Origin of the sequence: Pseudarthrobacter sp. S9 (assembly GCF_050156545.1) — a bacterium.
In the GTDB taxonomy this organism is placed as follows: Bacteria; Actinomycetota; Actinomycetes; order Actinomycetales; family Micrococcaceae; genus Arthrobacter.
Genome location: NZ_CP189576.1, coordinates 1976844 through 1998235 on the forward strand (window position 1 = coordinate 1976844; position 21392 = coordinate 1998235).

23 protein-coding genes and 2 pseudogenes are annotated in these 21392 nt (G+C 64.9%); 12 read left to right on the forward strand and 13 right to left on the reverse strand.

Features of this window, described 5'->3' with window-relative positions; genetic code table 11:
* Positions 1-167 precede the first annotated feature (167 nt).
* Positions 168-626, forward strand: coding sequence for a histone-like nucleoid-structuring protein Lsr2 (locus ACQCSY_RS09350; protein WP_427135096.1), 459 nt, complete (start codon positions 168-170; stop codon positions 624-626).
* A gap of 458 nt (positions 627-1084) precedes the next feature.
* Here the strand turns inward: ACQCSY_RS09350 and ACQCSY_RS09355 are convergent, their stop codons facing one another.
* The 3 genes from ACQCSY_RS09355 to hxlB all read right to left on the reverse strand — a co-directional run bounded on the left by ACQCSY_RS09355 (position 1085) and on the right by hxlB (position 3496).
* Positions 1085-1345: a hypothetical protein gene (locus tag ACQCSY_RS09355; RefSeq protein WP_427135098.1), complete on the reverse strand. Its 261-nt coding sequence runs from the start codon at positions 1343-1345 to the stop codon at positions 1085-1087.
* 407 nt (positions 1346-1752) lie between these two features.
* The gene (locus ACQCSY_RS09360; RefSeq protein WP_427134940.1) at positions 1753-2835 is read right to left on the reverse strand and encodes an IS630 family transposase; all 1083 of its coding nucleotides are present in this window, start codon (positions 2833-2835) and stop codon (positions 1753-1755) included.
* A 94-nt stretch (positions 2836-2929) separates the two neighbouring features.
* On the reverse strand, positions 2930-3496 hold the full coding sequence (gene hxlB / locus ACQCSY_RS09365; protein ID WP_427135764.1) for a 6-phospho-3-hexuloisomerase: 567 nt from the start codon (positions 3494-3496) through the stop codon (positions 2930-2932).
* A 178-nt stretch (positions 3497-3674) separates the two neighbouring features.
* Between hxlB and ACQCSY_RS09370 the strand changes: the two genes are divergently transcribed.
* Entirely contained in the window at positions 3675-4982 is a 1308-nt protein-coding gene (locus ACQCSY_RS09370) for a helix-turn-helix transcriptional regulator (RefSeq protein WP_427135100.1), read from the forward strand.
* A gap of 104 nt (positions 4983-5086) precedes the next feature.
* Positions 5087-5407: a DUF6221 family protein gene (locus ACQCSY_RS09375; protein WP_427135101.1), complete on the forward strand. Its 321-nt coding sequence runs from the start codon at positions 5087-5089 to the stop codon at positions 5405-5407.
* 75 nt (positions 5408-5482) lie between these two features.
* Here ACQCSY_RS09375 and ACQCSY_RS09380 read toward each other — a convergent pair.
* The 3 genes and pseudogenes from ACQCSY_RS09380 to ACQCSY_RS09390 form a co-directional block, all read right to left on the reverse strand.
* Positions 5483-5777: pseudogene (locus ACQCSY_RS09380) on the reverse strand (hypothetical protein); the annotation flags it as partial.
* A gap of 30 nt (positions 5778-5807) precedes the next feature.
* The gene (locus tag ACQCSY_RS09385) at positions 5808-5984 is read right to left on the reverse strand and encodes a CsbD family protein (RefSeq protein WP_427135103.1); all 177 of its coding nucleotides are present in this window, start codon (positions 5982-5984) and stop codon (positions 5808-5810) included.
* A 258-nt stretch (positions 5985-6242) separates the two neighbouring features.
* The gene (locus ACQCSY_RS09390; protein ID WP_427135104.1) at positions 6243-6800 is read right to left on the reverse strand and encodes an Hsp20/alpha crystallin family protein; all 558 of its coding nucleotides are present in this window, start codon (positions 6798-6800) and stop codon (positions 6243-6245) included.
* Positions 6801-7130: 330 nt separating this feature from the next.
* Between ACQCSY_RS09390 and ACQCSY_RS09395 the strand changes: the two genes are divergently transcribed.
* The 3 genes from ACQCSY_RS09395 to ACQCSY_RS09405 all read left to right on the forward strand — a co-directional run bounded on the left by ACQCSY_RS09395 (position 7131) and on the right by ACQCSY_RS09405 (position 9149).
* On the forward strand, positions 7131-7511 hold the full coding sequence (locus ACQCSY_RS09395) for a hypothetical protein (protein ID WP_427135106.1): 381 nt from the start codon (positions 7131-7133) through the stop codon (positions 7509-7511).
* Between the two features lie 369 nt (positions 7512-7880).
* Complete coding sequence (locus tag ACQCSY_RS09400) at positions 7881-8699, forward strand: DUF1206 domain-containing protein (RefSeq protein ID WP_427135108.1); 819 nt, start codon at positions 7881-7883, stop codon at positions 8697-8699.
* 282 nt (positions 8700-8981) lie between these two features.
* Positions 8982-9149: a hypothetical protein gene (locus ACQCSY_RS09405; RefSeq protein ID WP_427135110.1), complete on the forward strand. Its 168-nt coding sequence runs from the start codon at positions 8982-8984 to the stop codon at positions 9147-9149.
* 94 nt (positions 9150-9243) lie between these two features.
* Here the strand turns inward: ACQCSY_RS09405 and ACQCSY_RS09410 are convergent, their stop codons facing one another.
* Entirely contained in the window at positions 9244-9456 is a 213-nt protein-coding gene (locus ACQCSY_RS09410; protein WP_427135112.1) for a hypothetical protein, read from the reverse strand.
* A 295-nt stretch (positions 9457-9751) separates the two neighbouring features.
* Between ACQCSY_RS09410 and ACQCSY_RS09415 the strand changes: the two genes are divergently transcribed.
* The 5 genes from ACQCSY_RS09415 to egtD all read left to right on the forward strand — a co-directional run bounded on the left by ACQCSY_RS09415 (position 9752) and on the right by egtD (position 14949).
* Complete coding sequence (locus ACQCSY_RS09415; protein ID WP_427135114.1) at positions 9752-10507, forward strand: amidohydrolase family protein; 756 nt, start codon at positions 9752-9754, stop codon at positions 10505-10507.
* Positions 10508-10572: 65 nt separating this feature from the next.
* Positions 10573-11853, forward strand: a complete 1281-nt coding sequence (egtA, locus tag ACQCSY_RS09420) for an ergothioneine biosynthesis glutamate--cysteine ligase EgtA (RefSeq protein ID WP_427135116.1) — start codon at positions 10573-10575, stop codon at positions 11851-11853.
* Positions 11853-13199 carry an ergothioneine biosynthesis protein EgtB gene (gene egtB, locus ACQCSY_RS09425; protein ID WP_427135118.1) on the forward strand — a complete coding sequence of 449 codons (1347 nt, stop codon included), beginning with the start codon at positions 11853-11855 and terminating at the stop codon, positions 13197-13199. Before egtA ends, egtB begins: the two co-directional genes overlap by 1 nt.
* Positions 13200-13201: 2 nt before the next feature.
* Positions 13202-13966: an ergothioneine biosynthesis protein EgtC gene (egtC, locus tag ACQCSY_RS09430; RefSeq protein ID WP_427135120.1), complete on the forward strand. Its 765-nt coding sequence runs from the start codon at positions 13202-13204 to the stop codon at positions 13964-13966.
* Positions 13963-14949, forward strand: coding sequence for an L-histidine N(alpha)-methyltransferase (egtD, locus tag ACQCSY_RS09435; RefSeq protein ID WP_427135122.1), 987 nt, complete (start codon positions 13963-13965; stop codon positions 14947-14949). Before egtC ends, egtD begins: the two co-directional genes overlap by 4 nt.
* 38 nt (positions 14950-14987) lie before the next feature.
* Here egtD and ACQCSY_RS09440 read toward each other — a convergent pair whose 3' ends face one another.
* From ACQCSY_RS09440 to ACQCSY_RS09460, 5 genes and pseudogenes are all read right to left on the reverse strand, one after another.
* Positions 14988-16163 carry an aminotransferase class V-fold PLP-dependent enzyme gene (locus ACQCSY_RS09440; RefSeq protein ID WP_427135124.1) on the reverse strand — a complete coding sequence of 392 codons (1176 nt, stop codon included), beginning with the start codon at positions 16161-16163 and terminating at the stop codon, positions 14988-14990.
* Between the two features lie 1927 nt (positions 16164-18090).
* Positions 18091-18213: pseudogene (locus tag ACQCSY_RS09445) on the reverse strand (transposase); the annotation flags it as partial.
* Positions 18214-18295: 82 nt separating this feature from the next.
* A complete protein-coding gene (locus tag ACQCSY_RS09450) occupies positions 18296-18607 on the reverse strand; it encodes a YkvA family protein (protein WP_427135125.1) in 312 nt (103 codons plus the stop codon).
* 62 nt (positions 18608-18669) lie between these two features.
* Entirely contained in the window at positions 18670-19560 is an 891-nt protein-coding gene (locus tag ACQCSY_RS09455) for a cation transporter (protein WP_427135127.1), read from the reverse strand.
* Positions 19557-19883, reverse strand: coding sequence for an ArsR/SmtB family transcription factor (locus ACQCSY_RS09460; protein ID WP_427135129.1), 327 nt, complete (start codon positions 19881-19883; stop codon positions 19557-19559). The genes ACQCSY_RS09455 and ACQCSY_RS09460 overlap by 4 nt, the downstream gene beginning before the upstream one ends.
* 350 nt (positions 19884-20233) lie before the next feature.
* Between ACQCSY_RS09460 and ACQCSY_RS09465 the strand changes: the two genes are divergently transcribed.
* Positions 20234-20542, forward strand: coding sequence for a hypothetical protein (locus tag ACQCSY_RS09465; RefSeq protein ID WP_427135130.1), 309 nt, complete (start codon positions 20234-20236; stop codon positions 20540-20542).
* 99 nt (positions 20543-20641) lie between these two features.
* On the opposite strand, the gene ACQCSY_RS09470 is transcribed toward ACQCSY_RS09465, so the two are convergent.
* A complete protein-coding gene (locus tag ACQCSY_RS09470; RefSeq protein WP_427135131.1) occupies positions 20642-21388 on the reverse strand; it encodes a GntR family transcriptional regulator in 747 nt (248 codons plus the stop codon).
* Positions 21389-21392 lie beyond the last annotated feature (4 nt).

Here is a 21392-nt window from a genome sequence, read left to right on the forward strand (position 1 = left end):
ATTCCCGAGGGACTCCGAAAAGCCATATCAGTCAAAAACGACCCTATTTGGCTGCCTGGGGAGCGCACCCGAGGACGCCTCGAAAATGGCTCATTGACGCGGTCAGAACCCGACTCCGAAAACAAACTCGGTCGAAACTTGTTGAGCACCGTTTTTGACGCTTTACCATGAGTCCTTGGGAGGGCGCCGGATCGACGTCGAGTCCGTCAACGCCCAGTCGCTCGGCTCGATCTGCTTCCGACGGTTTGCGGAGGCCACCCGCGGGGTTAGTGAGTTCAATTACAACGGCGTCTGTGGATCGAGCGGGACGGGGCCCAAAAGATAGGCTCATATATGGGGGACGCAAGCATGAAGCGACCAAGGAACAGGACCCCAGGGCTCGAAAAGTACACGTCCAGCTGGTCGACGACATTTCCGGTGAAGAAGCCCAGGAGACAGTTACCTTCGCTCTCGATAGCGTGGACTACGAAATCGACCTCACCGATGTAAACGCAGCAGAGCTGCGGGAACAGCTCAAGGGATACATCGCCCACGCCCGGCGTCTCAGAGGTGCTTCAGTCCGCCGCGGTCCGAAGACTGCGTCCATCAGCCGTGAGGAAACTCGAAGAATAGGGGAATGGGCATAGGCCAACGGATACACGCCCAGCGCTAGGGGAAGAATTGGCCAGGACATCATGCAGGCCTACGCCGCGCGGCGCAAGGGTGACCGCGAAGTAATTCGACCGTCGCGTGGGAACGAGCCCTAACACTGCTGCACCGACCAGCCTGGAATTGCGTCTGTTCCCTGCAGTGCAAAAAATCTGCCCGGCAGATTTTCCGATTGAGGATCATCGGCTCGACGAGCCGTAACACCGGCAGCGACGACGCTGCGCCAACAGGTTTCCCTACGAAGAGGGAAAACCAGGCGGCACCGGCTCATAACGGTCGCGCCCACTTTTAAGCGGCTGGCTCCAATATAGAGAAGCGGGGACCGTGTCGGGCACTGGGCGCGTTCGCCATCTCCTTCACGGCCCGCTGACTGGCACCGAATCGTGCTAAGAGAAAACCGCCGGAAGCACCTTTGATGAAATAGCCCCGGGGGTGCCTAGGGCTCGACGAGCATCAGGATAGTTTCCGGGCGGACGCCGTCGAATTTCATCGCGTCGGCCCCGGCCTCGGACTCGAGCATTCGCTGGAACGTGTCCATGTCCGGGACTTCGACGATCAAGCCGACACGGTTGGTTTTCGCCGGGTCGACGAAGGTTCGAGCCGTGATGCCCAGGGGCCCGAAGAGTTCCTCCCGTCGTGGTGAGCTGAGCCAGTGGTCAACGTCGTCGACCTCGTGGAAGATCATTATTGTTGCCATCTTCGCCTTCGCTTTCTGAAGTTGCGCCAGGAGCCGGATCGGAGAAGAACCGCGTGGGAAGCTCCTGATCACGCTGAACGTACCACTGCCTCAATTGCGGCGATAGGGCGATAGGGCGATAGTAGGGAGGAGAAATCACGGTGCGGCCTCTCAGAGGGGAGACAGCCGGGAAGATGCGGAGATAGTGGAGCGGACGCTGATGACAACGGGAAAGCCGGCAATGCCAGTGGGCTTCACCTGGGCGCCGGGTCCATCAAAACCGAAAACAGGCCTACGACGCGGTGCAAGGCTGACCGCGAAGTTTCCGGCGGTGTTCCGCAGCGCGTCGACAAGGGCGGGCCCCCAGGCTGCCCACTGGCCGGCCGAGTGATCTTTTGCATGTCACAGACGACAATTACTGTGGATCGCTAGTGTTCCGTGTTAATGGTTTGTTTGCGTTTCATCTTGCCCAGGAGATAGTCCGCTGACTTGGTCCAGGTGAATGGTTTGGCGTCCTGGTTGTAGTTCGCGATGTAGCGTTCCATGGTTTCTTCCAGCTCTTTCACGGAGCTGAATGTCCCGCGTTTGAGGCACTGGCGGGTGATGATCCCGAAGAAGATCTCCACCATGTTCAGCCAGGAACAGCTGGTCGGAGTGAAATGCAGGCTCACGCGCGGGTTTTCGGCCAGCCAGTCCTTGACGTTCTGGTGCTTATGGGTCGCGTAGTTGTCGCAGATTACATGCAGCTCAACCCCGGGGTGGGCGACGGCGACTTGGCCGAGGAAATCGACGAATTCAGTGTTGGTGTGCTTTGGGTAGAAGGCGTTCGCGCTGAGTTTGCCGGTGAGGACCTCCAGGGCGGCGAACAAGGTGGTGGTGCCGTTGCGCTTGTAGTCGTGGGTCTGCTGCAGCGGGTGCGTCGGGGACAGCGGCTGGTCCGGGCCGGTGCGGGACAGGGCCTGGATCTGGGTTTTCTCATCGATGCTCACGACCACCGCGTTTTCCGGCGGGGACATGTACAGGCCCACCACGTCCCGGAGCTTGAACTCCAGGGCGGGGTCGGTGGAGAACTTGAACGTCTCGATCCGGTGCGGCTGGATTTTCCAACGGCGCCAGATCCGGGCCACAGAGGAGAATGAGATGCCGTGGCGTTCGGCCATGATGCGGGCGGACCAGTGCGAGATCCCCAGCTCGGCCGGCGGCTTCCCGTCGTTGGTCAAGGTGTCGGCGATCAGGGCGAGCTCGTCGATCTCCCGCTCCCGGCCGGGGCGGTGGACATCGGACAGGGCCTCGATCCCGCCCTCCGCGTAACGGTTGCGCCACTTCAAAACCGTGGGTGCCGAAAATCCGGTGATCTTCTCGATCCGGATATTCGGGATCCCTTCGGCAGCCAACAAGACCGTGCGCGCCCGCAGGGCGACCGCCGCGGTGGATGATCTCCCACGAGTCAGCGCCTCCAGAGCTCCCCGGTCCCCTTCACGCAATTCCAATGCCCTTGCCAGATACACCATGGATCAAGTCTGACAAACAACCAGACCCAAAGAAATCAACGACACGCTACAATAGCTACTTGCAGTTTCATGGTGTGCTTTCTTGTTGAGGGGTCTATTCGAGGTTTGCGTGGCGGGGCCACAGTTCTTCCGCAGGAGTGCCGCGGATGTCCCAGAGGATCTGGAACACGGCTTCGGTGACGAGCAACAGGGTCTGTTCGAACAGGCTCCCGGAATACTGCCGGGAGATGCCCGCGCCGTGGTCCGTTTTCCGGGCGGCTGCAATCACGAGCACGTGGTCGGAAAGGCCTGCCAGGGACGACGTCGGATCGGTTGTGTAGGAAACCACGCTGGCGCCCACTCCGGCCGCTGTACTTGCGGCCTTGACGACGGTCGACGTCGTTCCGGATCCCGAAGCCGCGATCAACAGATCTCCGGCCTCGATGGCCGGGGTGGTGGTTTCTCCTACTACATGCACGGCGAATCCGAGATGCATGAGCCGCATCGCGGCCATTTTCAGAACGAGGCCACTTCTGCCGGCCCCTACGAAGTAGATCCGGCGCGCGTGCCTTATCCGCTCCACCAAGGGGCTGGCGGCCGCTTCGTCGATCCCGTCAAGCACCTTTCCGATTTCCCCGGTGACGAGATCAAGGTACCCGGGCAGGCCCGGGCATTTATCCATCAGCAAAGTCTCCTGGGTCACTGCGTAGCTCCTTCGTCATCACGTTCGTCATCACGCGGACGCCATGTCCACCCCTCCATTTTTCTGGATCACAAGGGTGGGTAGTACAACCAAATATGACGGTTTGACCCACCCGTTTGGGTGGGTATAGCGGGCGGTGAACGGGTAGGCTACCCGGGTGACTATTACTGACCCGATGCGGCATCTTCAGGAGCTCGCGGGCGGGACGGCGGCGCTGCTTGACGCCGTCCACGACGTCATGTCTTCGCCGCTCGTCCACCTTGCAGACCGACTTCATGCCGCCCTCCGACGCTACGTTGGCCACCGGGCACTGGTAATTTTTACGGAAGACTGCACTGGGCGCCCGCAGAAAAAAGCCGGCGACGAAGCGATAATCTCCCGGGTCACAATCGGCGAACTCGACAATTTGCGAGCCATCTTGACGCCACCGAATCCGTGGAATCCGTGGCTCGGTGTTGCCAGCATCGCCGGGGAGGATCGGTCCGTACTCGCGATCACGGCATCGTCCGCTGCCCTGCTCGTCCTGGTGGGCCCGGAGCTTTCTCCGGATCCGGAAGTGTCAGAAGCCGCCCTGGTACTTGTTGCACTTCTGTGGCAACTGGCGGCGGCACGAATACAGGAAAAGATTTCCGAGGCACCGCCGGCGTATCTGGTTGAGTCGCGGGCTGCCTCCGCCGAACGGGCCCGCATTACGGCGGAGATGACAGATCACCACGCTACGGCCCTGGAGACGATACTGGCCGCGCTCAGGTCTGACTCCCTCGACGACCGGTCCGGCCGCAGGGCAGCAACTGAGTTGGCGTCTGCCGCACTCGTGAGGCTTCGAACGTCGAGCGACAGAACTATTTCCATGATTGACGAACCCGTCGCCACCGCATTTGCACGGCTCCGCGATGATCTGCGCCCGCTCGTCCGCTTCAACGGTTTTGACATTCAATTCGTGGAACCGCCCGCAGACGGCCGCGCGTTGCCGGGCGAGATCGCCCACGCTGCCCGGGCAGTCGTCAGGGGGCTGGTCCTCGCGATGGGCGAACAGCCTGAGGTGAAGCGCCTGCGCATCCAGTGGGACTGTGACGGCGAAAATCTCTTGATTGAGGTCCGCGATGATGGGCCGGGCCGGCTCTCTGCCGACTCGTCAAACATCGCCGGAATGACGCAGCGGGTCAGCGCCCTGAACGGCAGAATGTCCGTCAGCGCGATGCCCGGGTGGGGATCTGAAGTGTCGGTCGCGATGCCGCTGGATCCGCCCGCGCTGAACCGCACCGACACCTCCCAGTGGACCCTGGCTCCCCGGGAAATCGAGGTTCTGGATCTTCTGTGTGCCGGAAAGCCTAACAGGGCCATCTCACGGGAACTGAATATCAGTGAAAATACGGTGAAATTCCACGTCCGCAACATCTTCAGGAAACTCGGCGTCTCTTCGCGCTCCGAAGCCGCCGCCCTCGCCCGTGAAGGCAGGGTCTGAGACGGGCCCCGCAAGGGCCGCGAGGCGCCCCGCGCGGCTGCGAGGCGCGGACGGCAACCGCGGCCCATATCCGCGGGCGTGCCCGCCCACGTAGGCTCGGAGGCGTGGATATTGTCGAATTCTTGTCCGAACGGATCAGGGAAGACGAAGCGGCGGCGCGGAAGCTGCTGAGCGACAACTCGGTCTCCGAGTCCGGCAAGTGGTACGAATGGCGCCTGCTCCGCGAGTGCGAGTCAAAACGGCGGCTCATCGGCATCATCGAGTCCGCTCGGCAGGCCGTCCTGACCACGATGGTCAGCAATGAGTCCGGGGACACTCAATGGATTCCGGACGTGATCGAGTGGACCACCCTTTCCTTGAACGCGCTGGCCTTGCCCTACGCGGACCACCCCGACTTCCAGACCGGCTGGCAGCTGTCCTCATAGTGGGCGCCGGGCGCCGGGCGCGGGGACGTCGGCGGTCGCCGGGTCGGCATGTGGTGCCTTTCCTTGTCTGCGCGATCAGGGGTTCTGGACGCTGGAGGCCTGGCCGGAGCCGGCGACTACGGTGACCGGGCGCTCCTCGGCCGGTTGTGCCGGCTCGGTGGCGGGAGGCGTGGTCTTGACCTTGAACCGCTTTCCGAGGGTGCTTCCCCGCCGCTGCGGTTCTTGTTGAAGATGTCGAAACCGACGGCAAGAACACCAAGCCCTTGATGAGCTGCTGGTAGCCAGTACCCAGCCCGAGGATGGACATGCCGTTGTTGAGTACGCCCATGATGAGGCCGCCGATCATGGCACCCGCCACGGTTCCGATGCCGGCCGCGCCCCAGTCCTCTGGTCTTCCGGATCAGTGTTTTTTGAAGGCGTCTTTGACCTTTTCGCCGGCCTGCTTCAGGTCGGATTTGACTTGGTGGCGTTTGCCCTCGGCCTTCAGCCGGTCGTTGCCGGTGGCATCGCCCGCCGCTTCCTTGCCCTTGCCGTGGAGTTTCTCGGCAGCGTTGTGGATCTTGTCACCCAAACCCATGGTGCTTGCTCCTTACTTGGCCGCCCCGCCGACGTGAATGCCGTTGGAGCCGACAGTTTCATTGTAGGGACGAACTCGTCAAAAGGTCAGAATGGAATCCCAGTCCGCCAAGCGCGATGCTGACCTCCGGAAGGCATCGCTGCCTGGGTGGCTACGATGAATTTCGGCGCACGGAACGAAGAGAGGGAGGGCTGGTGGTGTTGCCCTGCTGCGGCGGCGGCGTACGTCACCGCTGCGTTTCAGGTCCGGATGATCGGGTCAGAATGAGGATCCCGCCGGCGGAGTGGGCGGTCGGTCTGGATCCGGTGGTGAGGGGAAGGCCGGCGCCGGCGCGGTGGCTTCGCTTGTGGTGTCTGTGGTCCCCAGGCCCGTGGCGCCGCCCCCGCCGGCCGTTGTGCCCGGTGCGTCGGTGCGGTTCACCGGAATTTTCCGGCCGGGAGTGGAGTCCTGTCCGGGTGAGGGCACGCGGACTTCGAGGACTCCGGCGTTGTAGGAGGCCTGGATGTCGTCCTCCTTGACGCCCGGGGGAAGCTGAAAACTGCGCGTGAACACCCCGTAGCGGAATTCGGACCGGTAGTTGTGCTTTCCTTTGTGTTCGGATTCCTCTTCACGACGGGCTTCGATGGTGAGCGTGTTTCCCGAGACGGTGATGTCGACGTCCGTCTCGGGATCGACGCCGGGCACCTCGGCCCTGACGACCATGGTGGATCCGTCGTGGTATTCCTCTACGCGCAGCCAGGAGCCGATGTCCCCTTGCAGGAAGCGGCGGACCGGTTCGGGTACATCGAAAGGCATGTGCCGCATCATGTCGCTCATGAATTCCTCCCTGTGATGAGCGCGCTGCCCCGGGCCGCAGTCGGTGCCCGTGGGAGTCAGCGCTGTGTTAACAGCAACCTACGCCGTCCGGGTGCTATCTGGAAGAGGATTTCAGGGCCGCATGGATGGGCCTTCGGCAGCCGGTGCAGATGTGTCCGACGCTCCGTGGACCATCCCCTCGATCGGGTCGGGGCTGTTCTCCTCGACAGCCCGATCGACAGCCCCGACATCTTGCATGGACGCTGCTGCACGGACCATGGACGGGCTGCTCATCGCGCGGTAGGCTCTCACTGCCGAAGAGCGACAGTCGTCAATCACAAAGGTAAGCCGATGACCGAGAAACCGAACGACGGAGAGGCCACCGCACCGCCTCCGCACGGTGCAGATGTGGGCGAAGCGATCGAGATCGCTGAGTCGGGTACCAAGGCGCAGGGGGAGCACGCGCATCCGGAACAGGCCAAGTCAGGCGAGGCGCCCGTCGAGCAGGTGCTCAACGACCCGGCCATGACCGAGGGGCGCATCGTAACTGGCTCCGCGAAGGCAGCAGGTGCCATACCGCCGGGACCTTCACCTGCTGAAGCCGGATCCGGTGGAGCCCAGTCCTCCACCGGGGCTCGAGAGTCGGACCGTCTCGCGGCTGGCGAACCGCCGACCGCGGGCAGTCCCTTCGACACGGACACGAAGGACACCGAACCCGACGCCGAGGGATAGCGCATTTTGAGTCTCAGCCCGACAGGGTCCCGTGAACTTTCGACCCTCCGTGAGCGAGGCCGCGCGACCGGCCAGGTGCGACCCTGGAGGCGGTGCCCTCCCCGGTGTGGACTCAGCGTTGCAGGAATCGCGCCGAGGCGAAGGCCTTCCTCGTTGCGGTTTCTTCTCGGCAGGCATTCAGCACTGACGTCATAGGCTGTCTGAGTTGAGCGCACTCCATGCCAGCCAGAGTTTCCTTGTCGGTTCCCGCCAGACAGAGCCTCCCCGGTGCCCGCCCGGTCCAGGCCTGTAAGAGCGTGGACGCCCCTGACAAAATGGGTGTGTTGCGCGCAACCTCGTTTGCATGTGCGCCTGCACTAAGGACCGGACATGAAGAAAGAGATGAAAGAGGCCGCGAACGCGGTCGAGGAGGCATCGAACTCCAGGGCTCTCGTGATCGCGGCCAGGGCAGGATTTGCCGTCAGCGGCCTGCTGCACCTTCTGATCGGGTTCGTCGCCATCCGGTTGGCCTTCGGCAAGGCCGGTCAGGCGGACCAGGGCGGTGCCGTTGCCCAGCTCGCCGGCCAGCCCGGGGGACTGCTGCTGCTGTGGACGGGATTCGCCGCCTGCGTGGCTCTGGCGCTCTGGCAAACCAGTAACGCCGTTTTCGACTACGGTCAGCTGGAAGCCAAGAAGAAGGTGGGGAAGAAACTTTCCGCAGGCGGCAAGGCGGTGGTGTTCGCCGTGATGGCGCTGACGTTCGCTGCCTCCGCGAGTGGAAACGCCAAGAACAGCGGACAGTCCACCAGCGATTTCACGGTTTCAATCATGAAAGCGCCCGGGGGTCCGTTCCTGCTGGTCGCCATCGGTGCCGCGGTCGCCGTCGTCGGCATTGTCTTCGTGGTCCACGGATTCAAGGCGTCGTTCAAGAAGGATCTGCGGCTGCCATCCTCGGGCACCGGCCGGTCCGTCGTGACGGGGCTGGGCGTGGCCGGCTATGTGGCCGAGGGCATCGCACTGCTTCTGGTGGGGTTGCTGTTCATCATTGCCACCGTCAGCGCCCGCCCTCAGGAGTCCACCGGCCTGGATGGCGGATTGAAGGCGCTGCGCGAGCAGCCGTACGGGGTCTATATGCTGGCCGCCGTCGGCGCCGGTCTGATCTGTTACGGCCTCTACCTGATGGTGAAGGCCAAACTCGCGCGCATGTAAGCTGCCCGCCGACGCGGCCGACTCCTGCTGCATTGAGTTGACGGCTTGAGTCAGGTCCATCGCGGGGCCCTTTTGGGTACTGGATGCCTGCTGCATGGTGAGTGTGCGGCGGAGCCCGTGTGTGTTGGGGATGACAGCCTCGCCGCGGCCGTCGGCTCAATCCGCTCGCGCACACGCAGGCGGCGTCCTTTTGCGAAGCGTGCCCCGGATACCCTTATGTTGGCCGGATCACACTCCGTGCCTCAACGGCCGGTCCGGCTGACCGAAGACGACGGAATAGTCGTGGCTGTCTCACCAAGGTTCACGACGATTGAGGGAGTCGTGGACGGCATCACGGCTGTGCGTGAAAACGCGGCAATGGGGCTCGTGGTGGACCGTTCTTCCTGCGGACCACTGATACCTTCCAGGATCGTGCCGTCCCTTACTCGTAAGGCGCTGACGGCCGCCTGATTTCGAGCTTTTCCCCGCGGCGGCCGAGACAAAACCTGCGCGACGCGTCAGGCGGCGGCACATGGTTGAGGAGCCTGCCCATGTGATTTCCGGACTAAGCGATCAGCGTGTGCAGATCGACGCCGAAGAACGCGACGAGCGGCCAGAGAATTATCGCCGCAAGGCCTTCGAGAATGTTTCCGGGAATGTTCCAGGCCACGAGGTATCCGTGCGTGGCGGCGACCAGCAGACCGATGGCCAGATAGACCACCCCGAAGAAACCAATTCCGCGTCCGCCCGTTCCGCGTCTGCCAAATCCGCGCATCATCGCTTCTTTCCCATTGTGGGGTGGGAGCTAAAGTATATTCCGCCCAGCCGTCTTTGGATATGGAACTTCCTGCTGGCCCTTTGACCCTGCCGCGGACGGTATTCCTTCGCGGCGACGGGATTCTGCAAAGTGGCCTTTTACGCTTGGAAGGTCCCTCCGCTGAAACGCCGCGACCGCCTCAGATTCATGGCCCTCGGCCGCCGAACTCTCCAGCAAAGACAAAACCGCTGCACAGACAGGCGGTCACGGTGATATCCGGGCTGCGAACGACGGCCGCTGCTTCCACGGCGGCCACATGTGCGAAGTGGTGGACGGCGCCGATGACCTGCTGCTGGCCGTTCGCCACCGGTTCCGCACCGGTGCCTCCGCGATCAAGCTCATGACCTCCGGCGGCGTCATTTCACCCGTGGATCCGCTGGGCGTGCCGCAGTACAGCGCGGCCGAAATCCGCGTCATGATGGAGGAGGCTTCCCTGCGGGGCAGCAACGCTACAGCGCACGCATATTCGCCCGAGGCAATCCGTCATTCGGTGCTCAACGGAGTGCGCTGCATCGAACACGGCAACCTGCCCGATGCCGAAACCGCCCGGCTGATGGCCGAAAATGAGGTCTCCCTGGTACCCACGGTGGTGACCTACGACGCGATGGACCGCCGCGGCGCGGAAATCGGTCTCACCGATGTGGGACCGGCCAAGAACCGGGAAGTATTGGAAGCCGGCAGGAACGCCGTCGGGCTGGCAGGCGATGCCGGAGTCCGGATTGGGTTTGGAACGGACTTCATGGGCGAGCTGGAGGATGAGCAGCTGGAGGGGCTCCGCCTGCAATGTGACGCGTTGGGCGTGTTCGAAGCTTGCGATCGGAAACGTCAGCCAGCTCTGCACCCGGCTGCGGGGCGGTTATCCTTGCCCTGGAACCCGTTTGTCTTCGCAGCCAGGGAACGGCACACTCTCCCGGTTCCTTCATTTTCCGGGTTGTCCCTGTCGGCCCCTGGGCATGAAGTCTGCACCTTGTCGTTGCTGCAAAAATTATTGCTAAATGGTCGGGATCGTTGACAAGGCAAGAAGGCGGCTGTTTAGCTTGCTGCTTGAACTCAGCCCCCGTGGAAGGAGGGCGCGGCGTGAGCACTGCAATGCGGCCGGAGCGCGATCTGCGCCCGCTTTCCGAGGCGGAGGCTGAAATGTATGTGGCCTCCGTGTGCTTCAAGACGGGGCCGCCGGGCGCCGCCGGTGTGGAGATCGAGCGGCTGGTCCACGAGGTCGCGGGGCCACGATGCCCCGTCCCGGTTGCACGGGTCCGCGACGCCGTCGAAGCTTCAACAAAACCGCTTCCGGGCGGGGGCGTCATTAGTTTTGAGCCCGGGGGTCAGCTGGAGGTGAGCTCAGCATGCGCGCCCGACCTTCCCACATTGGCGGCGGCGACCCGCGCCGATCTGGCAACTGTGGAGACCCTTCTCGCGGACGCGGGACTGCGGATCAGCCCGGTGGCTCTTGACCCTGACCGGCCCCCGGTGCGCTCGTTGGAGCATCCGCGTTATGCCGCCATGGAAGAGCATTTCGACCGCCTCGGTCCCGCCGGACGCACGATGATGTGCTCAACGGCGTCTCTGCAGATTTCACTGGACGCTGGATTCGACAACCCGGGGACCGCCGGCGCAGCCGAACGTTGGGCGCGGCTGCACACTCTGCTCCCTGTGTTTGTCGCTATGTTCGCAAATTCCCCCTTCTGCCACGGCATCCCCAGTGGATGGCGTAGCACCAGGCAGCGGGTCTGGCTGGGCACCGACCCTACCCGGACCGCCCCGGTCCCGGCATCGGTGGATCCCGGAGGGGCCTGGGCACGCTACGCCCTTGATGCGCTCGTGCTGTGTATCCCTTCGGGGCAGGGCAGCTGGAACGCTCCGCGCGGATTGACGATGCGGGGCTGGCTCCGCGGAGAAGGCCCGCGGCCTGCGACGCTCAGCGATGTGGATTACCACCTGACGACGCTGTTTCCTCCCGTGCGGCCCCGGGGATTCATGGAGCTCAGGGTGATCGATGCGCAGGCGGGCGGTGGCTGGGAACCTGTCACGGCCATGGTGATGGCACTCATGGACGATGAACACGCGGCCGACATCGCGGCCGAGGCCTGCGGCCCGGTATCCGCCCTTGCCGATCCGATCGGAACTGCGGCCCGGGACGCGCTGGCGGATCCTGTGCTCGCGGCCGCCGCGCTTGGTTGTGCGGAGGCCGCCCTGGAAGCGTTACCGCGGTTGGGGGCCGATGCCGGCACGTGCGCGATGACGGCAGCCTTCATCGACCGGCATACGTCCCGGGGACGGTGCCCGGCTGATGCCCGCCTGGACCTTTGGCGGCGTACCGGCAGCTATTTTGATCCGCCGGAGACAGGGGAGGTCTTCTGATGATGGGGTCCGAGCTGTCCGGTCCCGCCCCTGAAGCCCTCAAGGGTTTCATTGCTGCGGCGCTCGAGCGGGCCAGGGAGCGGACCCACGCGCTCACGGAGTGTGACGAGGAGGATCTCAGGAAGCAGCACTCGCCCCTGATGTCACCGCTGGTCTGGGATCTGGCGCATATCGGCAGCCAGGAGGAACTCTGGCTGGTTCGTGACGTCGGCAAGATGGAGCCAGTCCGGTGCGACATTGACCGGATCTACGACGCTTTCGAACACCCGCGCAGTACCAGGCCCTCTCTGCCGCTGCTCTCACCCGAGGAATCCCGGCGCTACCTGGCACAGGTCCGGACCAAGGCGCTGGACATCCTGGACCGCACCCCGCTGGAAGGATCCCCGCTGCTGGATCAGGGTTTTGCCTTCGGGATGATCATCCAGCATGAGCAGCAGCACGATGAGACGATGCTGGCCACCCACCAGCTTCGGGTCGGCGCGCCGGTTCTGCAGGCCCGGCCGCTACCGCCTGACGTGCTGCCCGGGGAGGCGGACACTCTGGCGAAGGAGGTTCTGATCCCGGCCGGGCCCTTCATGATGGGCACCTCGGTGGAACCGTGGGCGCTTGATAACGAACGCCCCGGCCACGAAGTGGATGTTCCCGCTTACTGGATCGACACGGTTCCGGTGACCAACGACGCGTACCGGTGTTTCATCGGCGACGGCGGCTACGAGAACCCCCGCTGGTGGGCCCCTGGGGGATGGGACCATCGCAAGGAAGCCGGGCTGGTGGCCCCGAAGTACTGGGAACGTGACGGGCAGGGATGGATGCGGACACGTTTCGGTGTGCGCGAGCAGGTGCCAGCGGGGGAACCGGTGCAGCATGTGTGCTGGTTTGAAGCGGACGCGTACGCCCGCTGGGCCGGCCGCCGGTTGCCCACGGAGGCTGAATGGGAGAAAGCGGCGCGCCATGACCCGGTGTCCGGGCGTTCCCGGCGCTACCCCTGGGGCGATGAAGATCCGACACCCCATCATGCGAACCTGGGCGGATCAGCACTGCGTCCGTCTCCGGCCGGCTCGTATCCTTTCGGTGCCTCACCGCTTGGGGTCCGCCAGCTCATCGGGGATGTCTGGGAATGGGTTTCCAGTGATTTCCACCCTTATCCGGGGTTCAACGCGTTCCCCTACCGGGAGTACAGCGAGGTATTTTTCGGGTCCGACTACAAAGTGCTGCGAGGGGGATCCTGGGCCGTGGACAGCTCCGCGTGCCGGGGAACCTTCCGGAACTGGGACTACCGGATCCGGCGGCAAATATTTTCCGGCTTCCGCACCGCCCGGGATGCCGCGCCGGACCAGGTGCGCTGATCGTGTGCCGCCACCTCGCCTATATCGGTCCGCCATTGTCGCTCGCGGATCTGCTCAGCAGCCCCGCACACGGGCTTTTCACGCAGTCATGGGCGCCGAGGCGCCAGCGCCACGGGACCGTCAACGCTGACGGCTTCGGCGTCGGCTGGTACGCAGAAGGTGATCCCGTGCCTGCCCGCTACCGCAGGGCCGTACCGATCTGGGCGGACCGGTCATTCGCCGACGTCGCGCGGGTGACCTCGAGCCGGGCCGTGCTCGCGGCCGTACGGTCGGCGACGTCAGGGATGACGCCGGAGGAGTCAGCGGCCGCCCCGTATGCGCACGGCCCCTGGTTGTTCAGCCACAACGGCCGCGTCGAGGGCTGGCCGGATGCACTGGAAATTCTGGCCGCTTCGCTTCCGCCCGCCCGTTTGCTGACACTCGAAGCCCAGGTGGACTCTGCCCTGCTCTGGGCCCTCGTTCTTGAACGGCTCACTGCGGGGGACTCCGCCGCGGATGCGCTGGCCCGCGTGGCCGCCGATGTGCGGGCCGTCAGCGGTGGCCGACTCAACTTTCTGCTCACCAACGGAACGAGCATCGCTGCCACGGCCGCCGGGGACACCCTGTGCTGGCGGACCGTCCCCGGGGGTGTCGTCGTGGCCAGTGAACCCTTCGACGACGGCCCCGGCTGGCACGATGTGCCCGACAATTCAGTCCTGACCGCCACACACGGCCACGTTGACATCCGTCCGATTCCCGTTCCCGGAAAGGAACAGACACCGTCATGACCTTCTCCACTGACCACCGCAGCGTCTTCCACCACCTCCCGCCGGACCATGTCGGACGCAGCCTGCGCGCCGACGTGCTGGCAGGACTGACAGCGTCGCCGAAAACACTGCCGCCCAAGTGGTTCTACGACGAGCGGGGCAGCGGGCTGTTTGAGCAAATCACCGAACTGCCGGAGTACTACCCGACCCGGGCCGAACGTGAAGTGCTCGAACTCTTCTCGGAGGAAATAGCCGCCGCGAGCCCGGCCGAGATACTGATCGAGCTTGGCTCGGGATCCTCCCGGAAAACCCCGCTGCTGCTCGATGCCCTGAACGAAGCGGGTCCTCTTCGTCGCTACGTCGCCGTCGATGTCAGCGAAAGCGCCTTGGTGGACGCGGGAAACGCCCTGGCCCCGGCCTTTCCCGACCTTGAACTGCACGCCGTGACAGCGGACTTCGAGACCCAGCTGCACCTGTTGCCTCGGCAGGGACACCGGATGGTCGCCTTCCTGGGCGGCACGATTGGCAATTTTGAACCCGCAGCCAGAGCCCGCTTCCTCTCCGACATACACGAGCTGCTTGGAAGCGGCGGTGGTTCGCTGCTTCTTGGCACGGATCTGGTGAAGTCCCCGCGGGTCCTTGTACCGGCCTACGCCGACGCGGACGGCGTCACAGCGGACTTTAACCGCAACGTGCTGCGTGTCCTCAACACCGAGCTGGGGGCGGATTTCGACGTCGAGGCGTTCGAACACGTGGCCGTCTGGAGGCCCCGGGAGGAATGGATCGAAATGCGGCTACGGGCCAGCCGGCCCATGCGCGTGCACCTACCGGGTGTGAATCTGGACATCCGGTTCCACGACGGGGAGGAGCTGCGTACAGAGATCTCCGCCAAATTCCGGGTCGAGGGCGTCGCCGAAGAGCTTCAGGGCGCGGGATTCTCCGTCCTCGGACAGTGGACAGACCGGCAGAACCGTTACGCGCTCACCCTGGCCGACGCCACTTAGCTGACCATGGACGGTGACCGAAAGCGGCCAGGGGCCGTTCACTGTAGGGCGTCAACCAGACGCTGGATCTCGTCCTCGGTGTTGTAATAGTGCGCCGAGGCCCGCACGACCATCTCCGGCGCCTGTGCCCACCGGAGGGCCGGGTCGGACGGGGCAGAGAGAGGGGCCACAGAGACATTGATCCGGAGTTGGGCCAGCCGCCCCCTGATGCCCTCGGCGTCGCGTCCCTGCGCTGAAAACGTGACGATGCCGCATCTGGTTAGCCCACGGTCGTGGACGGTGAGGCCCGGAAGCGCCCCGAGTCCGGCCCGCAACAGTTCCGCCAGCCCGGCCACACGCTCCCGGATCGCGTCCAGTCCCAGTTCGAGGGCATAATCGACTGCCCGTCCCAGGCCCAGCCTTCCGGCGGCGCTGGCCTCCCAGCTCTCGAAACGGCGGGCATCGCCGCGGACTTCATAGGACACCGTTCCGGACCCGACGGCGGAATGCCGGTCCAGCAGGACCGGCTCAAGCCGTTCCAGCACCGATCCACGCACGTAGAGGAATGCGGTGCCACGCGGGCCCCGCAGAAACTTCCGCCCCGTTCCCGTCAGCACATCGCAGCCCAAGGACTGCACGTCGAGCGGCAGTTGGCCCACCGATTGGCAGGCATCGAGGACAAACATCACCCCGGCAGCGCGGCAGCGCCGGCCCACCTCCGCCGCCGGATTTACCAGACCGTTAGCCATCGGCACATGGGTCAACGCGACCAACGCCACGTTTCCGCGCTCGAGCTCGTGCTGCAGGTGATCCACGTCCACCTGCCCATAGGAATCGTCCTCGAGCACCACGATCCGCAGATCATGGCGACGCGCCAGCTGCCGCAGCGCAATGACGTTGCCTACGTACTCCGAACGGCCAACCAGGACCCGCGCCCCGCGGACAAACGGGATACTGTACACCGCCATCGCCCAGGCGCGGCTCCCGTTCTCGGCCAGGGCGATCTCCTTCGGCTCCGCCCCGACCAGCCGCGCCACCGAGGAGTACACGTTCTCCAGCCGATCAGCAGCCTCCTCCGCCGCTTCATAGCCGCCGATCTCCTCCTCACGGCGCAAATGAGCCACCACCGTGTCCATCACGGGGCGCGGGACCAGCGCGCTGCCCGCGTTGTTCAGATGGACCACCCGCCGAACACCGCGGGTCTCACTGCGCACTGCTTCGACATCGATCGGCATACACAACATCCTGCCGCATCCGGGTCAAGCAGCGATCCCAATCCGGCATTTAGGAGGTCGGGACTGCTGAAGATTTGGTTGCTCCTAGTCTTGTCGAGCACTAATTTTTGGCTGCTCGTCCAGCCATCAGTTTCGGGACGAGCCGACGACAGGTCCCGCGAAGGAGACCGGAGGATGCGGACGTGAACGAAAGGCGTCTGACCGGGATGCGGGATTCGCGGCGATCGTCGGGATCGTGCTGATCGAGGCCGCCGGTGCGCCGTGAACGGCCAGGCCGACGTCTCCAACCGTGGAGGCCACCGTTTGGGGTAGGTGCCGTTGCGGAACCGGAACCCCTACACAATCCATCTGACACCCTCACCATGAATCGATCGGATTTTGCTACATTCATTCGGCAGCGCGGAGTGGCCGTCGTCGCAACTCGGGCCCCGGCGGCGAACCGCAGGCTGCCTTGGTCGGCATCGCCGCCACCGACCGGGGTGAGCCTGAACCGGTCAATGACGGCTGTCCCGGATCGATAAGGTCTCACACCTGCCCGTGAGCCGGAGCGCGGCAGGGCCGTCACCGGCCCGGCGCTGCCGCCCAAGAATAGTCACCGGGCTCGGCAATGCTGGGGTGCCGCGCCCGGTGACCAGACCCGAAGTGCGCGGACACCGTGCAACATCAGGACAGGGCAAGTCTGGTCGAAACTCCTTGTGAAAACCCCGAACGTGGACCCCGCCCGCGGGCAAGTCACGGACCCACTCCGGGGCCAAGAGGGTCGTCCGCTGCGCGGCGGGCTGTGGGTCCGACGCCGCGTCGCATGGCTCCGGGGCGCCGCACCCTTGTTCTTGTCGGCGACGCACTTTTGGCCGCAGTCCTTCATCCGGGATGCGCCCGGGGAAGTGGCCACCGGAAGGGCACCTCGCCCCGGGCATCAACATACGACCGCTATGTGGAGCCTCCTAGTGATGTCGTTGATGTAGTTCACAGGGGTTTGAGGCGCTGGTTGCGTCGTTGTGGATGCAGTAGCGCCTTCCGACCAAGAGGCAGCCGACGGGAGTCGCGCTGCGAGCACCAAATGGGAAGGCTCAGCGTGCTTCTCTTCGTCGGCCCAGCTCAACGTCAGTGCCAAAGAGGCTCGGCAGGAGGCATTTGGTAAAGGCTAAGGTGCCGAGTGCCGGAACCGTCGTTGCGGGAAGCGCCAGGAAATACAGAGGGACGGCGGAGGTGGAAAGTTCTAAAGGGTTTGTGGTCGGTCACCGATCAAAGCCCAAAAAGCGATGATCACCACAACTATGACGACCAGCAGTGCTGCTGCCATCAGGATTCCGCGAGGTTTCATGCCGGAAGTGTAGTCCGGGCCGCCGTGATGATCGCGGTTACCGGCGCAGGCGGCTAAGCGACCCTTCAGACCAGGACGAACGGATCGCAAAAGCCGAATGGCAAAATGTATCCCTCCGGCGTTCCCGCCCTTTCTGCAGCCCGAGCGCATCACGTCCGCTCCCGCGCGAGGAAAGCGGAGCGCCGCCCATGCCCGTATTGGACAATGTCCAGAACAGAACGCGCCCTTCCATCACGGCGTTAAACGAGCGGGACTAAAGATATCGTTCGTTTGTTGTTCACAGTGGCGTCGCTGCGTCTGCGATGGGTGCGGTACCGGTTCCAGGGACTGTGCAGCCTTCTGACCAGGGATGGACCGCCGTCCGCCGTTGAAGTTATCGCCGCCGAAGCCCGGCATCGGCTCGGTCACGAAGTTCGCATCCTGGATGAAATGCCGATCCGTACGGTGGCACAAGCTGCCCGACGACCGGTACCGGGGTTGAGGTGGTCACGTCCCGCTGAGTGGCAGCGTGCGGGCCAGTTGTATAGGCGGCGGCGAGTTCCGGGAATGTCACTACTTCTCTGATGGCCTCGACGGGAATATTCATCGTGGTCGCTCGAGCCTGGACGCCTCGGAGAAGTAGCGTCGGTCTGCCGCTTTCCACTCGTCGTGCCGCTCGATCAGGACGGCCCCGGCCAGGCGCAGGAGCGCTGCAGCATTGGAGAACACACCGACGACGTCCGTTCGACACATGCGTCGGTAGGCATGGTTCGTGTTTCGCTGTTTCCGCAGGCAGGGCAGGTCAGGGTGCTGACGGGGGGCATATCACTCACGCCGTGGGTGCGGCGGTGCCGGCGAGCCGGCTGATCAGTGTGAGTCCGGCCGGTGTGCCGGGCCAGTGCCGCTCCAAGGCCTCTATCCCGGCGCGGCGGATGCCGGAACGCAGGATCAGGGCCACGATGATGGCGTCATCGGCGTTCCCGATGACGGGCAGGAAATCCGGCACGAGATCGATGGGCGAGGCAAGATAGATCAGCAGCGCCAGCAACCGGACACGGATCCCGCGCGGCAGTGCCTGGTCAGCGGTGAGGCGGCGCAGCAGAGTGAGTAGGTCCGGAAGCAGCCGCAGGGCGTCCTTCATGCCCACGGTCTCCGCATGCCTGCGGGCATAAAGAGCCAGGAAAACCAGCAGTACCGCGTAGATCAGTACGATGCCGCCGACGACGGCGATGAGAGCGTCCCACCCGTTCCTGATGTGCCGCGGCCGAGGGCCAGGCTGACGGCATTGGGTTCGGGAGTGGAACCACAGCCCCCACAGCAGCCGGAAGCCTCGCCCCGCCCGGCGTTCTGCTCCGCTGCCACATGGGCGCCGGGATCAACCCGACGGCCGTCGTGGTCGCCGCCCCGGCCCGGATCAGGGGCGGCGCAGCAGTCTACCGGTTCGGCGTCGCGCGCCGCAGCGGGGTGCGGGACGGTGCAGCAGACGTCGCCGCGCCAGGCGCTGATGCCCTCGCGGACAGCGATGGCGGCGATGACCAGCGCCGCGCCGGCGTCTGCCCACCACCAGCCCAGCGTGCTGTTCAGCACCAGGCCAATCAGGAGGACGGCAGAGAGGTAGGTGCACAGCAGGGTCTGTTTGGAATCGGCCACCGCTGTCCGGGAACCGAGTTCCCTGCCTGCGCGGCGCTGCAGCCAGGACAGCACGGGCATGATGGCCAGGCTCAGGGCCGCGATCACGATGCCGGGGCTGGAGTGCCGTGCCTCGCCGCCGCCGGTGAGGGAACGGATGGAATCCGCGGTGACGAAGGCGGCCAGGGCGAAGAAGGAGACGGCGATGATCCGCAGGGTCAGGTGTTCGCGGCGTTCGGGAACCCTGGCGGAGAACTGCCAGGACAGGGCAACGGCGGATGCCACCTCGATCACCGAGTCCAGCCCGAAGCCGATCAGGGCGGACGAGTCGGCGACGCCGCCGGCCCAGAGGGCCGCGACGGCCTCGAGGACGTTGTACGTGATGGTCGCGGCGGCGAACAGCCGGATGCGGCGGCTCAGCACGGCGCGGCGGTCTGATGTGGGTGCGAGCTGGAGGGCCGTCATGCCAGGCACGTCCCGTCGGGTGCGCAGCAAGCCGGGTCCACGGCCAGCACGACGCCGATCAGGTCCCTGATCGCGTGGCCCAGCCGGGCATCGGCCAGCTCATACCGGCTCCGCCTGCCGTCCGGCACGGCCACCACGAGGCCGCAGCCGCGAAGGCACGTCAGATGGTTGGAGATGCTCTGGCGCGACACGCCGAGGGAATCGGCAAGGTCGGAGGGGTAGGCCGGTTCGTCGGCGAGGGCCAGCAGGATCCGCGCCCTGGTGGGATCCGAGACCGCGTAGCCGAACCGTGCCAGCACCGGGGCGTGCGTGAGGGTTTCCATAGGTCTAAAGTACATTCAATCGTGTATTCACGCCATCGTGTAGTAAGCCGGTGGTTCAGCCGGCGTCACGGGGTGCGAACATGATGACGGCCACCCCGAGCAGGCAGATCATCCGGACGGCCGGACAGGCGGCTGGCATGAATTGCCTGCCGCCGCTGCACTCTTGCACGCCGGGCCGGCAACCACGTCGCCGTCTACACGACCCACGACACGGTGATCTGTCCGCGCCACCAGCTCTGGCTGGGAGAAGGAACTTACGACCACCGGGACCAGATACCACTTCAGACGTGCCCGGAACTGCCGGCCGCTTTCCGTCATCATCGGAAACTCCTCGCCAGGTTCGGCCCACCTTGCGCAAAGCGTTCTCCACCGCCGACACCCTCAGCTGGCGATGGCATGACCAGGGCCGCCAACCGTCCAGCTTCACCGCCCGGTATCACGCGCTGGTCCCCGCCGGCGAACTGTCCTGGGCCCGGCGCCGGGTAACGGTGGCCGCCGCACTATATCCAGCCGTCGTGGACCTCACCGCGGCAATAGCTTCACCAGTCTGGGCTGCAATCGCCCACTCGTCCCGGCCGGGCGAATTCCTCGACAGAATCCGCCGCCAGGTCACCGGAGGCTGGATGCCCCAGGGCTCCGGCGACCCGCTCCGGCACTGAAACGAACTAATTGCTGCGCCACTTTAGGTGAGACGGGACAGTGGGTCCAGCGACCTCGGATCCTGGCCGTCAGCAACCCCGCCCCGCGTCCGGAAACGCTCACTCCCCGTGGACGGAACTCTGCTTCTCCTCGGACCGGTCCAGGTAGGCCAGCAGGAGATCGCCGGCGCGGTCCAGGTCGCCGGCCTCCAGCGCCTCGCAGATCTCCTCGTTGTCGCCCAGATATCCGCGGTAGAAGTGCGCATCCATTGTGGCTTTGTGGAAGAACAGGCGCATCTCGGCCAGGACCTGGGACATGATGGTGTCCAGCCGCCGGCTCCCGGCCAGGGCCACGATGGCGCCGTGGAAATGCTGGTTGGCGTTGCCCAGGCCTTCCTCATCATCCGCGGCCGCCGCGGCTTTGCCTTCCTCCACCGCGGCGCGGACCGCCGCCACGCGCTCGGGGGTGCCCCCGCCGCGGATCGCGCTGACTTCGATCGCCCGGCGCACCGTATAGACGTCGTGGATGTCGCCGGCCTCCAGGCTCGCGACGAACATCCCCCGGTTGGGGTGCCGCACGACGAGTCGTTCGGCCGCGAGTTCGGCGAACGCCTCACGGACGGTGTTGCGGGAGACGCCGAGTTCCTCGGCAATCGTCGACTCCGTCAGCCGGACTCCCGGCAGAAGTATGCCTTCCGCCAGTTGCAGGCGCAGTTCAGTTGCCACCCTGTCCGCCACCGACGGGACCGCGACGCGCAGCCGGGCTGCGGCGCCGAGGGCCGCCCCCGCCCCGGCGACGCGCAGCCGTGCCGCTCCGGGAAGTGGGGTGGCAGAGAGACTGCGGATTCCTGCTTCGGAGCTTGTCATACTC

Excerpts from the sequence above, each read along its gene's own strand:
- ACQCSY_RS09350 (WP_427135096.1), top strand. The coding sequence starts at position 168 with ATGAGTCCTTGGGAGGGCGCCGGATCGACGTCGAGTCCGTCAACGCCC.
- ACQCSY_RS09360 (WP_427134940.1), bottom strand. The coding sequence starts at position 2,835 with ATGGTGTATCTGGCAAGGGCATTGGAATTGCGTGAAGGGGACCGGGGA.
- egtB (WP_427135118.1), top strand. The coding sequence starts at position 11,853 with ATGATGGGGTCCGAGCTGTCCGGTCCCGCCCCTGAAGCCCTCAAGGGT.
- ACQCSY_RS09400 (WP_427135108.1), top strand. The coding sequence starts at position 7,881 with ATGAAGAAAGAGATGAAAGAGGCCGCGAACGCGGTCGAGGAGGCATCG.
- ACQCSY_RS09415 (WP_427135114.1), top strand. The coding sequence starts at position 9,752 with ATGTGCGAAGTGGTGGACGGCGCCGATGACCTGCTGCTGGCCGTTCGC.
- ACQCSY_RS09440 (WP_427135124.1), bottom strand. The coding sequence starts at position 16,163 with ATGCCGATCGATGTCGAAGCAGTGCGCAGTGAGACCCGCGGTGTTCGG.
- hxlB (WP_427135764.1), bottom strand. The coding sequence starts at position 3,496 with ATGGATAAATGCCCGGGCCTGCCCGGGTACCTTGATCTCGTCACCGGG.
- ACQCSY_RS09455 (WP_427135127.1), bottom strand. The coding sequence starts at position 19,560 with ATGACGGCCCTCCAGCTCGCACCCACATCAGACCGCCGCGCCGTGCTG.
- ACQCSY_RS09470 (WP_427135131.1), bottom strand. The coding sequence starts at position 21,388 with ATGACAAGCTCCGAAGCAGGAATCCGCAGTCTCTCTGCCACCCCACTT.
- egtD (WP_427135122.1), top strand. The coding sequence starts at position 13,963 with ATGACCTTCTCCACTGACCACCGCAGCGTCTTCCACCACCTCCCGCCG.
- ACQCSY_RS09410 (WP_427135112.1), bottom strand. The coding sequence starts at position 9,456 with ATGATGCGCGGATTTGGCAGACGCGGAACGGGCGGACGCGGAATTGGT.
- ACQCSY_RS09390 (WP_427135104.1), bottom strand. The coding sequence starts at position 6,800 with ATGAGCGACATGATGCGGCACATGCCTTTCGATGTACCCGAACCGGTC.
- ACQCSY_RS09395 (WP_427135106.1), top strand. The coding sequence starts at position 7,131 with ATGACCGAGAAACCGAACGACGGAGAGGCCACCGCACCGCCTCCGCAC.
- ACQCSY_RS09450 (WP_427135125.1), bottom strand. The coding sequence starts at position 18,607 with ATGAAGGACGCCCTGCGGCTGCTTCCGGACCTACTCACTCTGCTGCGC.
- ACQCSY_RS09385 (WP_427135103.1), bottom strand. The coding sequence starts at position 5,984 with ATGGGTTTGGGTGACAAGATCCACAACGCTGCCGAGAAACTCCACGGC.
- ACQCSY_RS09355 (WP_427135098.1), bottom strand. The coding sequence starts at position 1,345 with ATGGCAACAATAATGATCTTCCACGAGGTCGACGACGTTGACCACTGG.
- ACQCSY_RS09460 (WP_427135129.1), bottom strand. The coding sequence starts at position 19,883 with ATGGAAACCCTCACGCACGCCCCGGTGCTGGCACGGTTCGGCTACGCG.